General features: G+C 69.4%; 18 protein-coding genes. 15 read left to right on the forward strand and 3 right to left on the reverse strand.

Features of this window, described 5'->3' with window-relative positions:
• The first annotated feature begins 6 nt into the window (after positions 1-6).
• The 12 genes from ACWEQQ_RS38130 to ACWEQQ_RS38185 all read left to right on the forward strand — a co-directional run bounded on the left by ACWEQQ_RS38130 (position 7) and on the right by ACWEQQ_RS38185 (position 12,575).
• Positions 7-882: a MinD/ParA family ATP-binding protein gene (locus tag ACWEQQ_RS38130; protein WP_452340081.1), complete on the forward strand. Its 876-nt coding sequence runs from the start codon at positions 7-9 to the stop codon at positions 880-882.
• Positions 879-1,532, forward strand: coding sequence for a hypothetical protein (locus tag ACWEQQ_RS38135; protein WP_452340080.1), 654 nt, complete (start codon positions 879-881; stop codon positions 1,530-1,532). Before ACWEQQ_RS38130 ends, ACWEQQ_RS38135 begins: the two co-directional genes overlap by 4 nt.
• Positions 1,533-1,710: 178 nt before the next feature.
• Positions 1,711-2,001 (forward strand): hypothetical protein, encoded by a 291-nt coding sequence (locus tag ACWEQQ_RS38140; RefSeq protein ID WP_213556317.1) that lies wholly within the window; start codon positions 1,711-1,713, stop codon positions 1,999-2,001.
• Positions 2,001-2,282, forward strand: a complete 282-nt coding sequence (locus tag ACWEQQ_RS38145) for a hypothetical protein (protein WP_452340079.1) — start codon at positions 2,001-2,003, stop codon at positions 2,280-2,282. The genes ACWEQQ_RS38140 and ACWEQQ_RS38145 overlap by 1 nt, the downstream gene beginning before the upstream one ends.
• A gap of 53 nt (positions 2,283-2,335) precedes the next feature.
• Positions 2,336-3,160 carry a hypothetical protein gene (locus ACWEQQ_RS38150; RefSeq protein WP_452351605.1) on the forward strand — a complete coding sequence of 275 codons (825 nt, stop codon included), beginning with the start codon at positions 2,336-2,338 and terminating at the stop codon, positions 3,158-3,160.
• A 43-nt stretch (positions 3,161-3,203) separates the two neighbouring features.
• Entirely contained in the window at positions 3,204-4,679 is a 1,476-nt protein-coding gene (locus ACWEQQ_RS38155; RefSeq protein ID WP_452340077.1) for a hypothetical protein, read from the forward strand.
• The gene (locus ACWEQQ_RS38160; RefSeq protein WP_354837270.1) at positions 4,676-6,166 is read left to right on the forward strand and encodes an SCO6880 family protein; all 1,491 of its coding nucleotides are present in this window, start codon (positions 4,676-4,678) and stop codon (positions 6,164-6,166) included. Before ACWEQQ_RS38155 ends, ACWEQQ_RS38160 begins: the two co-directional genes overlap by 4 nt.
• 3 nt (positions 6,167-6,169) lie before the next feature.
• The gene (locus ACWEQQ_RS38165; protein ID WP_452351606.1) at positions 6,170-9,238 is read left to right on the forward strand and encodes a hypothetical protein; all 3,069 of its coding nucleotides are present in this window, start codon (positions 6,170-6,172) and stop codon (positions 9,236-9,238) included.
• 23 nt (positions 9,239-9,261) lie between these two features.
• Positions 9,262-9,543 (forward strand): transposase, encoded by a 282-nt coding sequence (locus tag ACWEQQ_RS38170; protein ID WP_354837274.1) that lies wholly within the window; start codon positions 9,262-9,264, stop codon positions 9,541-9,543.
• Between the two features lie 155 nt (positions 9,544-9,698).
• Positions 9,699-10,256: a hypothetical protein gene (locus ACWEQQ_RS38175; protein WP_452351607.1), complete on the forward strand. Its 558-nt coding sequence runs from the start codon at positions 9,699-9,701 to the stop codon at positions 10,254-10,256.
• 37 nt (positions 10,257-10,293) lie between these two features.
• On the forward strand, positions 10,294-12,195 hold the full coding sequence (locus ACWEQQ_RS38180; RefSeq protein ID WP_452340074.1) for a type IV secretory system conjugative DNA transfer family protein: 1,902 nt from the start codon (positions 10,294-10,296) through the stop codon (positions 12,193-12,195).
• Complete coding sequence (locus ACWEQQ_RS38185; RefSeq protein ID WP_354837280.1) at positions 12,192-12,575, forward strand: DUF4913 domain-containing protein; 384 nt, start codon at positions 12,192-12,194, stop codon at positions 12,573-12,575. Before ACWEQQ_RS38180 ends, ACWEQQ_RS38185 begins: the two co-directional genes overlap by 4 nt.
• Positions 12,576-12,665: 90 nt before the next feature.
• On the opposite strand, the gene ACWEQQ_RS38190 is transcribed toward ACWEQQ_RS38185, so the two are convergent.
• Complete coding sequence (locus ACWEQQ_RS38190) at positions 12,666-13,226, reverse strand: hypothetical protein (RefSeq protein ID WP_452340073.1); 561 nt, start codon at positions 13,224-13,226, stop codon at positions 12,666-12,668.
• 403 nt (positions 13,227-13,629) lie between these two features.
• Complete coding sequence (locus ACWEQQ_RS38195) at positions 13,630-14,487, reverse strand: peptidylprolyl isomerase (RefSeq protein ID WP_364612318.1); 858 nt, start codon at positions 14,485-14,487, stop codon at positions 13,630-13,632.
• Positions 14,488-14,667: 180 nt separating this feature from the next.
• Between ACWEQQ_RS38195 and hisS the strand changes: the two genes are divergently transcribed.
• The 3 genes from hisS to ACWEQQ_RS38210 all read left to right on the forward strand — a co-directional run bounded on the left by hisS (position 14,668) and on the right by ACWEQQ_RS38210 (position 17,928).
• Positions 14,668-15,948, forward strand: a complete 1,281-nt coding sequence (hisS, locus tag ACWEQQ_RS38200; protein ID WP_452351608.1) for a histidine--tRNA ligase — start codon at positions 14,668-14,670, stop codon at positions 15,946-15,948.
• 186 nt (positions 15,949-16,134) lie between these two features.
• Positions 16,135-16,782, forward strand: a complete 648-nt coding sequence (locus ACWEQQ_RS38205) for a hypothetical protein (protein WP_452351609.1) — start codon at positions 16,135-16,137, stop codon at positions 16,780-16,782.
• 144 nt (positions 16,783-16,926) lie between these two features.
• A complete protein-coding gene (locus ACWEQQ_RS38210; protein WP_452351610.1) occupies positions 16,927-17,928 on the forward strand; it encodes a malate dehydrogenase in 1,002 nt (333 codons plus the stop codon).
• Positions 17,929-17,951: 23 nt separating this feature from the next.
• Here the strand turns inward: ACWEQQ_RS38210 and ACWEQQ_RS38215 are convergent, their stop codons facing one another.
• The gene (locus tag ACWEQQ_RS38215) at positions 17,952-18,824 is read right to left on the reverse strand and encodes a TIGR03619 family F420-dependent LLM class oxidoreductase (RefSeq protein WP_452340069.1); all 873 of its coding nucleotides are present in this window, start codon (positions 18,822-18,824) and stop codon (positions 17,952-17,954) included.
• Positions 18,825-19,017 lie beyond the last annotated feature (193 nt).

Here is a 19,017-nt window from a genome sequence, read left to right on the forward strand (position 1 = left end):
GAGACAATGGATCAGGACTGGAGCCGCTGGCTCGACGAGAAACCCGAAGAGGGCGAATCGACGGGCCGTGCCGCGCGTTCCAAGGCTCCGGTGATGCGCTTGCGCAAGCGCCGCGGCGACTCCGGCGAGGCCGGTCCCGCGCCGCGCCCGATTCTGGTGGTGGGTGGTTGCGGCGGCGCGGGCACCACCACGACAACGCTCGGCATCGCGGGGGAGATGAGCGCCGCCGGCGCCGAAACCGTCGCTGTGGACGGCACTTTCGCGGGCAGCGATCTCGCGTTGCGGGGCGCTGACGAGCACCTGAGCCCGATCAGTCTGCAGGCCTGGCTCTACGGCCGCGGCGACGACGAGGCCGCGCCGCTCAAGGAATGTCTCTCCCGCGCCACCTCCGGCATCGGCCTGCTGTGGCGCGATCCCGCCCCGCTGCGCCGGCGCGCCACCTACCTGACCGTCGCCCGCGCGCTCGGCGAGACCGGGTACACCCCGGTTTACGACGGCGGCAATCCGATCGTGAGCCGGCATCTGCGCCCGCTGCTCGAGGACGCCGATATCGCTCTGGTGCTGTCGATTCCGGCGCGCGTGGATGCGGCCAACCGCTTGCGCGTGACGCTGGAGTGGCTCGACGATCAGTTCGGCGGGCAGGGCGAGGGTCAGGGCGACGGCATTGTCGGCGACACCACCATTGTCGTGTCACATCAGTTGCCGGGCAGTGATTCTCGGATCGCTGAGCATTTGCGAGAACATCTGGACGGCTGGGTCCGTGAGGTCGTCGAGATACCCTATGACGCACACCTCGCACGCGGAGAGTTGGTGCGGCACAGCAACCTGGCCGCAGAGACACGCCGCGCGTATCGCCGCCTGCTTGCTGGAGTGGCATCATGACCGCAGCCATGAAGGAACGCCGATCCGCCTCCGAGGCCGCGCTGGCGGCCGGTGTGGTGCCGCCGCCGGAATCCCGCCGCGCACCGATCTGGGACCGACCCGTACCCGGCGATGGCCGAGCGCCCCTGGTGTGGCTGCTCGGCGTGCACGGGGGCGCGGGCGCGACGACGCTCTCGCATGTGCTTGCGCCGGCGGCGGATTCGTATCGGCGCTGGCCGGGCGTGTTCGACCGGGAGTCCCCGTTCGTGGTGCTGGTGGCGCGCGAGACCATCGCCGGGCTCACCCGCGCCCACGATCTGCTGCGCCAGCATCACGCCGGGCTGGCCGGTCCGTGTGAGGTGCTGGGCCTGATCACCGTGGCCGCGCGGCCGGGCCGGCTGCCCGCCGAGATCCGCCGCTACCGCGATGTGGTCGGTTCGCTGGCGGGTCAGGTGTGGCAGGTGCCGTGGCACGAGGAATGGACCCTGGTCGAGGCCGATGAGCTGCCGGTGTGGTCGCCCGGCGACCCGGTGCCGCAGCAGCGCAAGCGCAAATCCGATCCGCTGGAAGAGATTACGCCCGACGTGCGGGAGCTCGGCGCCGGCATCGTGGCCGCCGTGCAGGACGCGCTCGACGCCCCCCGCCCCGAGTTCCCGGACTCGGAGGAGTGATCATGAACGCCGACGGATTGTGTTGTGCGGGAATGAGTTCCCGGTTGCGGGGACCTGCCCGGTCCCCAGGGAAGGTGGCAGGGCAGTCAGTAGAAGGAGTTGTCGTCGCCGGTTGGACGGCCGGGCCGTGCATCGGCGAGATTGTTACTAGCAGTTCGCTTTTGGATAAGGACAGACAATGAGCATGCTCCTCGCCGTACACGACGCGTACGGCCAGATCCTCGCCCAGGTCGGGAATCCGACCCCCGAGGCACCGCCCGCGTCGGACAAATTGCTGAAACTGGTTCGGTATTTCACCTGGTTCGTTCTGTTGTCGGGAATCCTGGGCATCACCTACGCCGGTGGCCGGTTCGCCTGGGAGAAATGGACAGGAGGCGGTTTGGAGTCGCCGAAGATGGTGGCAGGGGCCATGATCGGAGGAATCGTCGCCACGAGCGCGGGCACGATCATGAATGCAGTGATCACCTAATGTCCGCCGCGCTGGTTGCGCCAGCGATGGACACCGTGCTGGCCTACAAGCAGATGCCGCCGGATGTGATCCGGCCGATCATGCAGCTCATCGACTGGCTGCTGTGGTGTGTGCTGCTGTTCTGCCTGGCCTGGATGATCCTGGCCGCGGGCCGGCTCTGGTATGCCTTCCGCGACGACCTGGCCGCCAACGACGCGACGCACGGGGTGGTGATGAGCCTGCTGGGCGCGATCATGGCGACCTCGGCCAGCGGGATCGCGCTGGCCCTGCTGCCGACCTGACGGGCACGGGCAGCTGAATTGTCCACTGGCACACACACTTCGGAGGCCAAGCGATGAGCGAGAAGGAGTCGCCCGAGCGTGACCGCGTCTCGTTCGGCGTCATCGCCTCGGCCGCCCTGGTCGCGGTCATCCTGATCGCCGGCCTGGTGGTCTACTTCGGGCACGGCGACAGCAAGCCGAGCGCCAAGCCCGACGGGACCGTCCCGGCGGCCTCCGACTCCGGCGCCACCGGATTCGCCTCGCCCGAGGTGGATCTGTTCGGCCGCCGCGTCGACGTCCCCAACAACACGGCCGGCCAGCCGCTGCCGCAGGATCCGTCCAAGCAGCGCAAGGCCACCGACGCCGACTGGCTCACCGCCGCCCCGCTGGGGACCACCGATCCCCACGGCTGGCAGCGGGTCTACGGCGCGTCCGTGCCCTTCTCCACCTCCGACGGTCCGGCGCGCCTGGAAAACGGCCTGGCCGTCGGCTATTCGCACTCCCCGCAGGGCGCGGCGCTGGCCGCGGCCCAGATCACCTACCGGCTCAATGCCCGCCCGGCCGACCGGGAGCTCTACGTCCGGCAGGTGCGGGTGCCCGCCGAACAGCTCACCGCCTACGACCAGGCGCTGGCCGATCAACGGCTGCCGAAACAGCAGCCCGAGAAGGTGACTCGCTATCTGGTGGCCCCCGACGGCTTCCAGATCGAGAACTACGCCGACGACATGGCCATCGTGCGGCTGGCCGCGCGCGGGCCGGTGGTCGACAACCGGCAGCTGTGGGCGGCGGTGCGCCTGATCATGGTCTGGGACGCCGGCGACTGGCGGCTCAAACCTTCGACTTCCAAGACCGCGCAAACCGAATACGTCGATTCGCTTGCGGGGTGGACCCGATGGTGACAACAACAGAAATGGCATCGCGACCCATCGAGAGGTGGACCACATGCTGAGGCGGCTAGTCACGATCCTTGCGGTCGTCTTCACCGTCATGATCGCAACTCCGACGGTGGCCTACGGCCAGACGTACGGTTTCGATCAGGCCTGCAACGAATTACACGACTCCCTCGACGGGCTGGGCGTACCCGGCATCTCGCTCGGCGACGCGGCCTCGGCCGCGTGCAAGGCGGGCAATGTCGCGACCCACCCGACCGACGCCGCCGCCACCGTGCGCGACAAGGCGTGGGACTCCACCTTCGGCAAGGTGGTGGACTCGCTGATGAACGGTCTGGGCGAGGCGCTGATCCTGGCGTTGACGTTCTGGATGAAGATCCCGAACGAACGCGTCAGTGACGCGGGTGCGCTCTTCACGAAGATCAACGACTACACCTATCAGGTCCAGATCCTGTTACTGATGGCGTCGGTGATCCTCTCCGGCCTGAAACTGGCGCAGGCCAGACGCGGAGCCGCGGTCAGCGAGGCCACGGAATCGTTCTGGATGTTCGCCCGCGTGGTGTTCAGTTCCTGGATGCTGGGCGCGGTGATCGTGGCGGCCACCCAGGCCTCGGACAAGTTCTCCGAGTGGATCATCAACGACTCCACCGGCGGCAATGCCAAGGACCTCGCCGAGCTGATGGTGAAAACCTCTAAGCTGCAGGCGTTCTCGCCGGGTCTGGTGCTGATCATCGCGATCGTCGGCCTGCTCGGGGCGCTGGCCCAGATCGTGCTCGCCATCGTCCGCCAGGGCCTGCTGGTGGTGGCCGCGGGCGTGCTGCCACTGGCCGCGGCCGCGTCGGGCACCCAGATCGGGCGCACCTCGTACTCGAAGCTGCTGGGCTGGATCATCGCGTTCATGCTCTACAAGCCGGTGGCGGCGATCGTGTACATGATCGCGTTCACCACCGCGGGCAATACCGACGACCTGACCGGCACCGCGAACCTGCCCGACGCCGACGAGGCCCAGCGCATGCTGGTCGCCATCGTGCTGCTGTGCACCGTCGCTTTCGTGCTGCCGGCGCTCATGCGCCTGGTGACCCCGGCGGTCGCCATCGTCGGTTCCGGCGGTTCGGGTCTGGCCGCCACCACCGGCACCCTGGTCGGCATCGCCGCGCTCGGTGCGGTCGGTTCGCGCGCGGTGGCCCCGCGCGGCGCCGCCGGACCCGGCGCCGCCGGATTCGTCGGACCCGGTCGCGGCGGGCGTCCCCGTCCCGGTCCCGGGGGCGGCGGTCCCGGCGGTGCGCCACGCCCGACACCCACGCCACGCCCGGCGGGTGGAGGCGGCGGTGCGCCCGCCGCGAGTCCTGCCGCCCAAGGCGGTGGCGGCGCAGTACCGTCAGGCGCGTCCCGCGTGGCCAACCGGGTCGCGCAGGCGCGCGCGGCGACCGCCTCGCTGAGCAAGGCCGAGTCCACCGCGGGCGACCTGGCCGGTGACCGCTGGGCCAACCGTTCACCCGACCTCGGCAGGAGCACCATCCCGCGATGACGATGACCGAGACCTACGAGCGCCGCTCGTACGGACTGTGGCAGAAGCCCCGCAGCGCGGGCCTTTTCGGCCTGCGCTGGGGTGAGACCGTGGTCGGTTTCGCTGTCGTGATCACCGCGCTGCTGACGGCGCTGGCGGCCGGGCCGAAACCGGCCGCCGTGGTGGCGGGCATCGGCACGGTCGTGATGGTTCCACTGGTGTGGCGGACGGGGGGCCGCTCCGGCTACGAGAACGGATTGATGATGTTCCATTGGTTGCGCGGCCGTTCCAAGGGCGAGCACGTGTACCGGGGCGGGCGGTTCTCCCGGATCCCGGGCGGCGTCACCCGCCTGCCCGGACTGATGGCCCCGTCACGGCTCTACGAGGGCATCGACGCCGGCGGCTACAGCTTCGGCATGATCCACCTACCGCAATTCGCCCAGTACACAGTGGTTCTGCGCGCGTGGCCGCAGGGCCACGAGGCCGTCGACCAGCCGGTCATCGACCGCTGGGTGGGCGCCTGGGGCACGTTCCTGGCCTCGCTGGGGCAGACCTCCGACATCGTGGCCGTGGTCCCGGTCATCGACACCGTGCCCGAGACCGGAAACCGTTTGCTCACCGAGGTTTCCACCATCACCCGGCCCGAGGCCCCCGATCTCGCGCAGCAGGTCATGTACGAGCTGGCCACCGAACTGCCGCAGGAGCGGGTGCAGCTGCTACCCCGGGTCGCCATCACCTTCAAGGCGACCACCGCGGAGCGCCGCAAGAATCCGGCGGAGGAGGCGGTCGAGATCGGCCGCCGCCTGCCCGGCATCTGTGCGGCCCTGGCGGAGGCCGGAGTTCGCGCCCAGCCCATGGCCGCCGACGAGATCATCTCGTTCATCCGCCGCAGCTACGACCCGGCCGCCCAGGCCGATCTCGAGGTGGCCGCGGGCGAACCCGGTGGGCACGGCCTGGATTGGGCCGACGCGGGCCCGGTCTCGCACGAGGAGCGCTGGGACCACTTCATCCACGACGGCGGCCGCTCGGTCACCTGGGAGATGGACACCGCCCCCGAGGGCGCGGTCGACGAGCGGGTGCTGCAGCGGCTGCTCGCGCCGAATCCGGAGGTGCCGCGCAAGCGCATCACCATCGTCTACCGTCCGCACTCGGCCGGCGACGCCGCCCAGATCGTGGACGACGACTACAAGAACGCCCTGGTGGCACAGCAATCCGAGCGCGGCGTCGTGTCCGCCGCCGCCACCCTGCGCGTCGGCGCCACCCAGCAGGCCCGCGAGGAGCAGGCCCGCGGGCACGGCGTCACCCGCTTCGGCGCCCTGGTCACCATTACCGAACCCCTGCGCGGCGACCTGCCGCGCATCGAGGCCATCACCCGCGACCTGTCGACCCAGGCCCGCCTCAAGATCCGCCGCTGCTACCGCTACCAGGCGGCGGCGTTCGCGGCCTCGCTCGGCTGCGGGGTGATCCTCCCCGAACACGCCACCATTCCGAAAGCGCTTGCGGGGTAACCCATGCCACGTGACTTCGACCCCTCGGTCCGCGAACGCGACGCCGCGCCGCCCACCCGGCGCGGCTCCCGCCGCGACCCGGCTCCCGTCGACCCCTACGCCGAGCCGGATCCGTACCCGCCCCCGTCCTCCCGCGTCATGCGCGACGAGCACCGGCCCCGGCGCGGCACCCTCCCGGACCGCCGCATGCTCCGCCGCGACCCCATCGAGCCGCCCGACCAGGATCGGCCGGCCGAGGTTGTGAGCGAGCACGAGGGTGGAGCGGTGCGCGCCGAGCCGGAGATCATCACGGATCCCGCTGCGCCCCAGCATGATCCGGAGGCGATAGCGCTGCCGGAACCGCCGGTCGGTGCGCGGCCGGTGGAGGAGTGCGGCGCCTCGGTTCCGATGCCCGAGGCCGCGCCCGAGCGGGCCGAGACGCACGCGGAGATCACGAGCCGGGAGCCGGTCGAGGTCGGCCCGGCACCGCAGCTCAGTGAGACGGTGGTCGAGCCGATCGGAGTTCCCGAAGCGGACAGCAGCGTGGAGCCGGTCAAGAAGGCGGCCCGGCGACGGCTTCCGGCGGTGCCCGCCCTCGAACCCACCGGTGGCACCGGCGAATCGGGCTCGGCTCAGGGTGTCGCCGCCGAGGTCCTGGCGACCGGGCGAGAGCCGGCGGTACGCGCGGAAGCCGGTTCGGGGGATGCAGTGGGGGCCGCGGTCGATGTGCCGGGGGAGCCCACGGCGGGATCGGCCGGGCGTCCCGGTGGGACCGAGCGGTCGGAACACGTGCTGGACAAGAGATCCGGCCGGAGTGGCGCGGGGGCGCGGTCCGGCGGTGTGCGCGAGGGCGAGGCTCGGTCACGGGCACGCGGGCCGGAACGGACCGAGGGGGATCGCATGGAGCGCAGGCGGAGTCGCGAGACCACACCCGAGGGGGATGCGGTGCGCCGCGGGGAGCCCGGTGAACGGCGCCGCGAACGACCGCGTGCCGAGGGCGAACCCGGACGTGAGCGGCGCAGTGACGGTGAATCCGGGCGCGAACGGCGTGCGGCGGACGGCGGGCGTGAGCGCCGTGCCGACCCGGAGCGGGATGCCCGGCGCGGCAATGGCTCCGAGGGCCGCGGCCGGTCCACGGACCCGGATCGGGTGCATCTGGGCGGACGGGCCGGCGCACCCGGCCGGACCCGTGCGGCGCGTCCGGAGGGTGAGGCGGGGGAGCGGCCGGTGCGCAACCGGCCCGCGCGCGACGGACGGCCCGAGCGATCCGGCACCGAGGAACGTGGCCGCGGCGCCCGTAAGGACAAGCGGGACAAGGTCGCCGACCTGGCCGAGCGCGACGCGGCCGCCAAGCGCGCCGCCGCGCGCAAGGCCGCGGCCAAGAAGAAGCAGTCCGGTCCCAAGCTGCTCGACGACACCATGCGGGCCAAGCTCGAGGTCACCGCGCGCGAGGGCACTGGCATCAGGGCGGCCTGGGCCACCTTCCGCCTGCACACCGACGATCTGCGCCGGCGCAACTTCGCGGCGCGCGCCGAGCGCATGGAGTACGGCAGCTTCGACGAATTCGACCGCACCACAGCACAACTCACCGATCGCGGCTACAACGGCGCGGGCGGCGGGCGGATGAACGTGATCGGCCGCCCGGTCGAGTACCGCGCCACCACCGCGCAGGTCGCGGGCCTGTGGCCGTGGTCGGTCGGCGCGGGTGCGCCGCTCATCGGCACCCCGCTGGGCTCGCACCTGCACACCGGCGCTCCGGTCTGCTTCGACCCGATGAACTGGTTCATGCGCGGCAGCTTCATCACCGCGCCCAGCCTGTTCGTGCTGGGCCTCAATGGTTTCGGCAAGTCCTCGCTGGTGCGCCGCATCGTGCTGGGCGGTGTCGCGCAGGGCATCACCCCGCTGGTGCTGGCCGACGTCAAGCCCGACTACCGCAAGCTGGTGGAGCTGGTCGGCGGCCAGGTCATCGACCTGGGTTACGGCCACGGCAAGCTCAACCCGCTGGCCGCCGGTGTGCTGGGCTCGATCGTCCCGATGCTCGGTGAGTTCCCCGAACTGCAGACCCAGGTCATGCAGGAGATGCGCGCCCGCCAGGTCACTTTGGTGGCCGGTCTGGTGGAACTGGTGCGCGGCGCACGCGTGCGCGACTTCGAGGAGACCCTCATCTCCACCGCGCTGCGCATCCTCTATCGCGAGGGCAGCAGCTTCACCCCGGACCACCCGCCGATCATCGAGGACCTGCTCGATGTGGTCGTGGCGGGCGGCGACGAACTGCAACTCGATGCGGGCGCGGACAATCCGGACGAATACCAGGAGGCCATCAAGGGTCTGCGCCGCTCCCTGCGCGCCCTCACCCAGGGCCCGTTCGGCGCGATCTTCAACGGCCACACCACGACTCCCATCGACACCAACTCCACCGCCGTCTGCATCGACGTCTCCCACATCCCCAACGGCGACAAGAAACTCAAGGCCGCCGTCATGCTGGCCTGCTGGGCCGACGGTTTCGCCTCCGTCGAGGCCGCGCACGTGCTGGCCGACGCGGATCTGGGCCCGCAGCGCTACTTCCAGGTGGTGATGGACGAGCTGTGGCAGGTGCTGGGCCTGGGCGACTTCATGGTCGACCGCGTCGACGAGCTCACCCGTCTGCAGCGCGGCATCGCCACCTCGCTCATCATGATCAGCCACACCATCAAGGACCTGCAGGCCCTGGGCTCCGAGGCGGCCATCGCCAAGGCCCTCGGCTTCCTGGAACGCGCCCGCGCCAAGATCTTCGGCGCGCTCCCGGCCGAGGAGATCGCGCGCCTGGATTCCACCGTGCCGTTCACCGCCGCCGAGGAGGAGATGGTGACCAGCTGGTCCGCGCCGCAGGCGCTCACCGGTGAGGCGCTCAAACCGGGCCAGCAGCGGCCGCCCGCGCCCGGCACCGGTAAGTTCCTGCTCAAGATCGGCGAGGACCGCCGGCCCGGCATCCCGTTCCACATGGAGTTCACGCTCTCGGAACGGGAGAGCGGAATCCACGACACCAACCAGCGTTTCAGCGAATTCACCGAGACCACCGCGAGCCGCGGCTCGGACGAGGGGAGCGCCGCATGATGCCGCACCGGTCGTATCGAAGAGTGTCGCCGGAGGTCCGGCAGGCCGCCGTCGAACAGGTCATCGCCCTCACCGGCAAACTCCGCTCGGAATCCGAGGCCTGCCGGGTGGTCGCCGAACAGATCGGCGTGCACACCAATTCGGTGCGCAACTGGGTGCGTGCCGCCGAGAGCCCCGGCCTGGAACGCATGGATGCGATCGCGTTGCGCCGCAAGGTGGCTCTGCTGCAGCAGCAGCTCGCGGCCGCCGCCGAGATGAATCGCACGCTGGTGGAAACCCTCCACGACGCCAAGCGCGGCACATGATCCGCTGCCGCGAGAACGAACACGCCGACTCGGGAAACCCGCTGGTATGGCCCGGATATACCGCGCAGCGACTAGCCTGGAAGGGTGGTCCGGTGCTGCGCCGCCGGCGCGGGCCGGTGAGCGCGAGCACGGGTGTGCACGGTGCGAGCGCAGGCATGCGTCCCGCGATTGGGGTGGTGATGCTGGTAGTGAGCGTCGCAGTGCTGGCCACCGCATGCGGCGGCAGCTCGACCGGCGGCGGCTCGAATCCGTCTGCCGGGCAAGCGCCCACGTCCACCACCCGGTTGCTGGAGGATGCCCCGGCCCCCGACCCGACCACGCCCGACGGTGTCGCGGTGACCGCGCTGGAGCAGATCTACACCTGGTACCCGGCGACCGAGTCCGAGGGTGACGCGCTGCGCCGGGCGCGGAAATGGCTGGGACCCAGCCTGATCCGTACACTGGACAACCCGTCCACCGGCGTGGAAACCCCGAGACCGTCACTGCGCTGGGCCGATTGGGCCAAGGCGGGCGCTCACGTCGAGGCATTCGCGTTCGCCTCCGGTGAGAAGGCCCCCGCCGGCGCCGACCCGAACCGGCAGCAGTACAAGATCGGCATCGAGCAGACGGTCGTCTATCCGGACGGCAGGCGGGAATCGCTACCCCCGGCCACGGTCGTCGCCACCGTCGTGCGCGGCCCTGCCGGTGGCTGGTTGCTGGACGAATTCCGTTGAGCGGTAACGACTCACAGGTCATCCCAGGAGGTTAGAGATGGCGAAGAAACCGATTGCGGACCCGGCCGACCCGGGTCCCGATCGTGTCCTGCACCTCGTCTACGCGGGTTTCTACATCTTCGGAACCGTGTGGCTGGCGGTGCAATTGGGCAACCTGCTGAGCTCGCCGCGCCAGCACGTGCCGATCAACCCGATCGCCATCGTGGTCGACCTGCTCGAGGGCAAGCTGCGCTGGCCGGCCGCCGCCACCGCCATCATCGTGCTCGTCTTCGGGGGGACGCTGGGCTGGGTGCTGTACCGGCGCCGCCGCGAGCTGAACGCCAAGAAGGGCCGACTGGCGATCGACGACAAGGCCGATCACATGGGCAGCGGCGGGGCCATCAAGGCGCTCACGCTGGCCGGCGTCCGCGAGAAGGCCGGCCAGATCGGCGTGCCGCTGCACCGGCACCTCACCGGGGACATGCTCATTCCCGGTTCGCTGATGCGGCCCGGGGACATGCTGGTTCCGGGTATCCCGATCGGCATGTCGGTCGCCGACGGCGAAATGATGTACGGCTCCTACGAGGATCTGCAGGTCGACATCTGGGGCCCGCGCCAGGGCAAGACCACCTCCCGGGTGATCCCGGCCGTGCTCGCCGCCATCGGCCCGGTGGTCGTCACCTCCAACAAGCGTGACGTCGTCGACGCCACCCGGGATGTGCGCGCGGGCAAGGGCAGTCGGATCTTCGTCTTCGATCCGCAAGGCGTGGCCCCGGATTCGCACGACCTGCAGGCGCAGCAGGAACCCGGCTGGTACTGGGATCCGCTGGCATGGGTCGACGTGCACCGGCCCGGCTGCGAGGTGCGAGCGGTCAGCCTGGCGGGTCATTTCTCGGACGCGGAGGGCAGTCCCTCGGCCGGCCAGGGCGCGGACTCGTACTTCGACCCCGAGGCCGAGGATCTGCTCGCGGCACTGTTCCTGGCCGCGGGTTTCGAGGGCAGCAACATCCTGCGCGCCTGGGAATGGGTGAACAACCCGATGGACACCACCCCCATCGAGATCCTGCGCGCGCATTCCAAGCACTACATGGCCGAGGGTCTCGCCGGCCAGTACAACCTCGACATCCGCACGCGCGACGGCATCTTCGGTGGCGCGAAGGCGATGATCAGGTGCCTGAAGTTCCCGCACATCCAGCCGTGGGTCATCCCCAACGGCGGCCGGACGCCCTTCGACGAACTGGAATTCCTCGAGCGCAACGGCACCCTCTACTGCCTGTCGCTGGAGGGCCGGGGTTCGGCGGCGCCGCTGGTGAGCGCCCTGACCGCGGCGGTCATCGACGTGGCCTCCCGCGAGGCGTCACGGTCGCCGGGCGGGCGACTGCCGGTGCCACTGCTGGCCGCCCTCGACGAGGCCGCCAATGTCGTGCGCTGGAAGGATCTGCCGAAGCAGTACAGCCACTTCGGTTCTCGCGGCATCGTGGTGATGACGGTGCTGCAGTCCTGGGCGCAGGGCGCGCGCTGCTGGGGACCCGATGGCATGGAGGCGCTCTGGGGCGCCGCGAACATCAAGGTCATCGGCAGCGGCATCGACGACATGACCTTCCTGCAACAGCGCTCCGAGGCCATCGGTGACTACGACAGCATCTCGCAATCGGTGTCGGAATCGAAGGGCGGCAAGAGTTATTCGCGCTCCCTGAGCTCATCGCGGACATTCAACGCCCATGCCCTGGCGACCCTGCCGCGCGGCCGCGCCATCCTGTTCGCCTCGGGCACACCGGCCGTGCTGCTGCGCACGGTGCCGTGGTGGGAGGGCCCCGACGCCGCCGCGGTCGAGCGGTCGATCGAAGCCCACGACCCGTCACCGACGCGCAAGACCGAGATTTCCGATCTGATCAGCCCCGCGCTGATCAAAGAGACACTGCCGGATGTTTCGGCGCCCAAGGAGGTTCGACCGCTGTGAGCGAAGAGTCAACACCCATGGTCTACGCGAGCGTGGTCGAGTTCGTGGAGAACTACCTCAGCCTCGTGTACCGCCGGCAGGTGACCGATATCAGCGACACCGTGTGGTGCCCCGAATGGTGGAAGCACGCCGAGGCGGTGGCGCGACTGGATGCCATGTGGCGGGCGTGGGAGCACTTCCGCCACGACGGCAAGACCGGGCTGAGCATCTGGTTCCTCGACCACGCCGACCCGCACATGGCGAAACTGTTCGATCCCAAGGGCCCGTTCAAGTACTGCAGTGTGCGCAACGGCCACAAGGACATGCTCACGCCGCTGCCGTTGAAGTCCCCCCAGCAGGGCTTGTTCAGCAATCCCACGATGGGGGAGTTCCCGCTCTGAGATGAACCGTGGGCGCCGGTACGGTGCCGGCGCCGAAACGGAAAGTGGCGGATCGGGTTGCGATCCGCCACGGTTCGAAGTTATTGCTGCTCAGACTCGTTCACGCGAGCGAGCGCGTTCGCGATCCCGCTCGTGCGCTTCCTGCTCCCGCACCCGCCGCTGCGCCGCCTCCTGCTCCCGCAGCCGCACGGCGTCCTGTGCCGACTGGGCCTGTCCGACCTCCATCAGCAGCCGTACCGATTGCAGCTCGGGCGAGATGCCCATACGCGAAAGGTGTTGTGCCAGAGCGGTTCGCCGTTCCACCGAGTCGTATCGCACGGAGCCGCGGCTGGCTTGCTGCGCGGCCATCCGAGATGCCTCCGCCTGCGCGGAGAATCGATCCTTTTCGAGAGATACGCCCCGTTCACGCGTCGGGCGCTCCAAGATTCGCGAGAGTTCGCGGTTACGCGGATCACGTGCCTTGGCATCCGCTGCCTCACGCAGCCGACGCTCGCGGCCCTCCTTCTGGCGGGCCTCGGTGACCCTGACGCGTGCTTCCGCTTCCTTCTGGCCACGTTCCCGGGTGCGCAGCGCGACAAGTGTCGCGAGCTGCAACATTTGCCTCATCATCGCCGCTGTTTCGCGGCCGATGTCGTCGAGTTCCTCGGCCATTGCCTGCTCCCCGATGCTGCAGTTAGATCACTATGGATGATTGTGGTGCTTCGTCACGGACATCGCCACCCGAACGGTGGTTGCGCGTAGCCATATCCCGCCTGCAAACGTGGACACCCGGAGCCCATCAGGCGTCGCAGCGGCCCGGTGGGGATTGCCCGGTGGGCTTTACTACGCCTTGGTACTCCGTTCTACGAGGTTACCAGCGAAAACTCCGAAACCACCGTACGCGCGCGTCGCGATCCAGCATATATCGCACAATTCCGGCAGGTCGTGGAAAAGTCAGGATTTTCTTTGGTTAGGGAAGCCTTACGCAAGAGGTTCAACGGGACCTTCCCGAGACCTTCGCCGGAAAAGAATCGGGCCCGGCGCGGGAAGCGCCGGGCCCGAAAAACCATGCTGGTCAGTTGATTTGGACCGATTGGATGTTCACGTCCGCGGCCGGCTTGCCGTCCTGGCCACCGCCCTGGACACCCGCCTTGGCGATCTTGTCGAGGGTGGCGAGACCGGCGTCGTCGACCGTGCCGAAGATGGTGTACTGCGGCGGCAGCTGGGAATCGCCGTAGACCAGGAAGAACTGGCTGCCATTGGTGCCCGGCCCGGCGTTGGCCATGGCGAGCACGCCGCGCTTGTAGGCGACCGGGTACTGGGCGGCTTGATCATTCGGGTCGTACTGGTCGGTCGGGTACTCGTTGTCGAACTCGTAACCGGGACCGCCCATTCCGCTGCCGGTCGGGTCGCCGCACTGCAGCACCTCCAGGCCCTTGCCCGTGGTGATGCGATGGCAGCTGGTGTTGTCGAAGAACTTCTGCTTGGCCAGGCTCTCGAAACTGTTGACCGTGCAGGGGGATTCACTCGGGGTCAGGGTCATGGAGATCGGACCCTGGCTGGTGTCCATGGTGGCCTTGACATCACCGGCGGTGGAGATGTTGGCCGTGCTCGGCGGATTCACCGGCTTGTCGGCCGGCTTCTGCGACGGACGGTAGGTACAGCTGACCGAGGCCGGCTTGGCCTTGGCGGCCGGCGGGGGAGCGGCGGTCAGCGAGGCGTCCGGAGTCTCCGAGGCCTTGGCGCTGGTGCTGTTGTCATCGCCCTTGGTGAGGAAGTAGATGCCGACACCGGCCGCGACCGCGACTACAACACCCAGGGCCGAGGCCGCGATGGTGAGTTGCTTGCGCTTACGCGCCCGCTGGGCCCGATTCTCCAGTTGACGCTCCAGCTTCCGCTTCGCCGCAGCGCGTCGCTGTTCATTGCTCGGCACTAACTGTCCCTCCGTGAACGGTCGGTATCTGATGTCTGTACAGACTGCGGCCGTCAGCCCAGCGGCCGCGGCAGACATTACCTGCATTCGCTGAGAAAAACCTACATATGGCAGGCCCTCGTCACCGTCGGCCGGTAACCGGTTGGACTTGGCGGACGGGCGTGGTGAAAACTGGGCATCGTGACCAAGACCAGCAGCTTCCGTGCCCCGAGGGGGGTCCCCGACTATCTGCCACCCACGTCCGCCGAGTTCGTCGCCGTCCGCGACGCCCTCGTGGGGACGGCGCGATTGGCCGGATACGGGCATGTCGAGCTGCCGATCTTCGAAGAGACCGCCCTGTTCGCGCGGGGTGTGGGCGAATCCACCGACGTCGTCACCAAGGAGATGTGGACCTTCGCCGACCGCAATGGCGAGAGCTTCACCCTGCGCCCCGAAGGCACCGCCGGCGTCATGCGGGCGGTCATCGAGAACGGCCTCGACCGCGGGGCGCTGCCCGTCAAACTCTGCTACGCCGGGCCGTTCTTCCGGTACGAGCGCCCGCAGAAGGGCCGCTACCGGCAGCTGCAGCAGGTCGGCGTGGAGGCCATCGGCGTCGACGATCCGGCGCTGGACGCCGAGGTGATCGCCATCGCCGACGCCGGATTCCGGGGGCTCGGACTGGAGGGTTTCCGGCTCGAGATCACCTCGCTCGGCGACGAGACCTGCCGGCCGCAATATCGAGAACTGTTGCAGGACTTCCTGTTCAAGCTGCCGCTGGACGAGGAGACCAAGCGCCGGGCGCTGATCAACCCGCTGCGGGTGCTCGACGACAAGCGTCCCGAGGTCAAGGAGATGACCGTCGACGCGCCGCTCATGATCGACCACCTGTCGGAGTCGGCCAAGGCGCACTTCGAGCAGGTGCTCGGCCTCCTCGACGCGCTGGGCGTGCCGTACGTGGTCAACCCGCGCATGGTGCGCGGGCTCGACTACTACACGAAGACCACCTTCGAATTCGTGCACGACGGGCTGGGCGCGCAGTCCGGCATCGGCGGCGGCGGCCGTTACGACGGGCTGATGGCCGAGCTCGGCGGGCAGCCGCTGTCGGGTATCGGCTTCGGCATCGGCGTCGACCGGACGGTGCTGGCGCTCGAGGCCGAGGGCAAGTCCGCCGTCGACGGTCCCCGCGTCCAGGTGTTCGGCGTCCCGCTCGGTGAAATGGCCAAGCAGCGCCTGGTGGTGCTCGCGGCCGAGTTGCGCCGGGCCGGTATCCGCGTCGACCTCGCCTACGGCGGCCGCGGGATGAAGGGCGCGATGAAGGCGGCCGACAAGTCCGGCGCGCAGCTGGCCCTGGTGCTCGGTGACCGCGAGGTCGCCGAGGGGCAGATCGGGCTCAAGGATCTGAGCACCGGCGAACAGCGCGAGATCCCCCTGGACGAGGCCGTCGCCCAGGTCGCGGCCGTACTCGCGGGCGAGCGGAACTGATCCGTCGGCCGAGCCGGACAGCGCCGCTGTCCGGCCCGCCCGGCAGCCGCCGCGCCGATGGGGGCTTGGGGTGGGGCAAATCGGGGTACGGGGTTAGGACCTGCTGGTACCGTGCGGTGCGTCCCGCGGGGGCGGTGCGTGCCGCCGGCCGGCCCGACCCATCGAGACTTGGACGAATACGCTGCTGTGACTGATGAATCGAAACCGGGGTCCGACGGCGAAATCGGCCTCGACCTGGTCGCCCCCGAACTGCTGGCCCCGGCCCTGCGCAGGCTCACCCTGGCCGCGCTCGGCATCGGCATCGGGGTCGGACTGCTGATGGCGCTGTTCGTGCACTGGCCGATCGCCCTCGCCACCGGCCTCGTGCTCGGCGCACCCACCGCCCTCTACGCCGTGGCCGTACAGCGGCGGCGAATCACGGTGTGCGGCACCGTCATCCGTGCCCGCACCTGGCGCGGCGAGCGCCGCCTCGACCTGGCCGGGGCCACCGCCGCCGAACTCCTGGTCTACCCGGGCAAGATCAGCCGCATCGTGCTGCGCGTCACCGCGGGCGCCGACACCCAGGTCGTGCCGCTGGCCATCTACAGCGACTCCGGCAGCGGCCGCGAACTCCACATTCTGGGCCTGCGCAAACTCGCCGACGCCCTGGCCGGTTGCCCCCTCGCGGCCGCCCTCGCCATCTCCGGACTGCTCGTCCAGCAACTGCGCGCCGAGGCCCGCGACGCTGTTGCCGAGCAACGGCCCCTGTACCGGGCCGTCCGCATGGTCCGCGACCGCGACCAGGTCGCCCCGGTCGTCCTCAGCGACTCCGACATCGCCGACCTCGCCCACTGAGCGGTCAATTCGCCGATCCCCGAGCCGGATTCACCGGCCGGTGCCGGTGTCTGTTTGCTCACGTGCTGCTCACGGGGCGGGACGCGGAGGAGTGAGCCTGGCTAGGGTGAAGACGGACCTACCCGCCATCGCGAGGAGATCGTCGTGAGCACCACCGCGCCAGTGACCGTCACCGTGACCGGAGCCGCCGGGCAGATCGCCTACGGATTGCTCTTCCGCATCGCGTCGGGGGCGCTACTGGGGTCCGAGACGCCGGTGCGGTTGCGGCTGCTGGAGATTCCGGCCGCCGTCGGATCGCTCGAGGGCGTGGCGATGGAACTCGAGGACGGGGCGTTCCCGCTGCTGGCGGGCATCGATATCGCCGATGACCCGTGGATCGGGTTCGACGGGGCCAATATCGCGATTCTGGTGGGGGCGCGGCCGCGGACCGCGGGCATGGAACGGTCGGATCTGCTGGCGGCCAACGGGCCGATCTTCACCGATCAGGGCGCGGCCATCAATGCCAATGCGGCCGAGGACATCCGGGTGCTGGTGGTCGGGAATCCGGCCAATACCAATGCCTTCATCGCCATGAGCAATGCGCCCGACGTGCCCGCCGGACGGTTCACCGCGCTCACCCGGCTCGACCACAATCGCGCGATCGCGCAGGTGGCGAAGAAGACCGGGGCGGCGGCCGCCGACATCGCGCGGATCACGGTGTGGGGCAATCACTCCGCGACGCAGTACCCGGACCTCGCCCACGCGACGGTCGGCGGGCGCGGCGCGCTCGAGCTGATCGCCGACGATGCCTGGGTCACCGGCGACTTCATCCCGACCGTGCAGCAGCGCGGCACCGCCATCATCAAGGCGCGCGGCGCGTCCTCGGCGGCGAGCGCGGCCAGCGCCGCCATCGACCACATCCACGACTGGGTGCTGGGCACCGCGCCGGGCGACTGGACCTCGATGGCGGTGCCCTCGGACGGCTCCTACGGCGTGCCCGAGGGACTGATCAGCTCGTTCCCGGTGACCTGCGCCGATGGCGAGTACACCATCGTGCCGGACCTGGAGATCGGCGAGTTCGCCCGCACCCGGATCGACCACAGCGTCGCGGAGCTGGTGAGCGAGCGCGACGCCGTGATCGACCTGGGGTACGCCAAGCGGCCCTGATCAGCCCCGGCGGGCGGAGGTGATCAGCTGAGCTTGCTGATCACGTTCTCGCCGTACCACTTGATCTTGACGATCTTCTCCTCCAGCGACTCCGTGTCGGGCTCCATCGCGTACGAGTTGCGGAAGCCGACGATCAGATCGGTGATGCCCTTCTCCTCGAGGCGCTTCACCCCGTCGGTGGTGTAGCCGTCGCGGGAGACCGCGTGGATCTCGAACTCGCCCGGATTGTCGCGCTCACTGCGCAATTCGTTGATCCGCGCCAGGTACTTGTCCAGGTCGTCGCCCTTGCCGCCGGCGTGCATCCAGCCGTCGCACAGCCGCACCGCGCGGCGCAGCGCGGCATCGCTGTGCCCGCCGACCAGGATCGGCAGCGGCTGGGTCGGGGCGGGGGTGAGCTTGATCTTCGGAATGTCGTAGAACTCGCCGTGGTACTCGAAGTACTCGCCGGTGGACAGGCCACGCACGATCTCGATGCACTCGTCCAGGCGCTTACCGCGCTTCTCGAACGGGACGCCCATCATCTGGAAGTCCTCCGGCCACGGGCTGATGCCCACGCCCAGGGCGAAGCGGTTGTTGCTCAGGCGGGCCAGCGAACTGGCCTGCTTGGCCACCAGCACCGGCGGGCGGATGGGCAGCTTGAGCACGAACGGGGTCATGCGCAGCGTGGTGGTGGCCGCGGCGAGGGCGGCCGACAGCACGAAGGTCTCGATGAACGGCTTGCCGTCCAGGAACTCGCGATTGCCGTCGGCGGTGTACGGGTACGTGGAATCCGACTCGGCCGGGTAGGCGATGCTGTCGGCCACGGTGATGCTGTGGAACCCGGCGGCCTCGGCGGCCTGCGCGAGGGGGATGTAGTAGTCCGGGTTGGTCATCGCCTCCGCGTAGGTGAAGCGCATCGATCGTCCTCTCGACAGTGAGCCAGTACAAAAAAACTAGAACCGATTCTAGTTCTGTGAGTGATGCTAGCGGGAGGCTCGCGGGAAAGGCAGTCGAACGAGCGATCCGCACCCTCGGCACCCGATGCTGCTGGAGGTGCTCACCTGTCGTATCGCAGCGGCAGACCGCCCGGTCGTAGCCGTCCCGGTGGCT

It is taken from the genome of Nocardia sp. NPDC004123, assembly GCF_053603795.1.

Excerpts from the sequence above, each read along its gene's own strand:
- ACWEQQ_RS38130 (WP_452340081.1), top strand. The coding sequence starts at position 7 with ATGGATCAGGACTGGAGCCGCTGGCTCGACGAGAAACCCGAAGAGGGC.
- ACWEQQ_RS38135 (WP_452340080.1), top strand. The coding sequence starts at position 879 with ATGACCGCAGCCATGAAGGAACGCCGATCCGCCTCCGAGGCCGCGCTG.
- ACWEQQ_RS38140 (WP_213556317.1), top strand. The coding sequence starts at position 1,711 with ATGAGCATGCTCCTCGCCGTACACGACGCGTACGGCCAGATCCTCGCC.
- ACWEQQ_RS38145 (WP_452340079.1), top strand. The coding sequence starts at position 2,001 with ATGTCCGCCGCGCTGGTTGCGCCAGCGATGGACACCGTGCTGGCCTAC.
- ACWEQQ_RS38150 (WP_452351605.1), top strand. The coding sequence starts at position 2,336 with ATGAGCGAGAAGGAGTCGCCCGAGCGTGACCGCGTCTCGTTCGGCGTC.
- ACWEQQ_RS38155 (WP_452340077.1), top strand. The coding sequence starts at position 3,204 with ATGCTGAGGCGGCTAGTCACGATCCTTGCGGTCGTCTTCACCGTCATG.
- ACWEQQ_RS38160 (WP_354837270.1), top strand. The coding sequence starts at position 4,676 with ATGACGATGACCGAGACCTACGAGCGCCGCTCGTACGGACTGTGGCAG.
- ACWEQQ_RS38165 (WP_452351606.1), top strand. The coding sequence starts at position 6,170 with ATGCCACGTGACTTCGACCCCTCGGTCCGCGAACGCGACGCCGCGCCG.
- ACWEQQ_RS38175 (WP_452351607.1), top strand. The coding sequence starts at position 9,699 with ATGCGTCCCGCGATTGGGGTGGTGATGCTGGTAGTGAGCGTCGCAGTG.
- ACWEQQ_RS38180 (WP_452340074.1), top strand. The coding sequence starts at position 10,294 with ATGGCGAAGAAACCGATTGCGGACCCGGCCGACCCGGGTCCCGATCGT.
- ACWEQQ_RS38190 (WP_452340073.1), bottom strand. The coding sequence starts at position 13,226 with ATGGCCGAGGAACTCGACGACATCGGCCGCGAAACAGCGGCGATGATG.
- ACWEQQ_RS38215 (WP_452340069.1), bottom strand. The coding sequence starts at position 18,824 with ATGCGCTTCACCTACGCGGAGGCGATGACCAACCCGGACTACTACATC.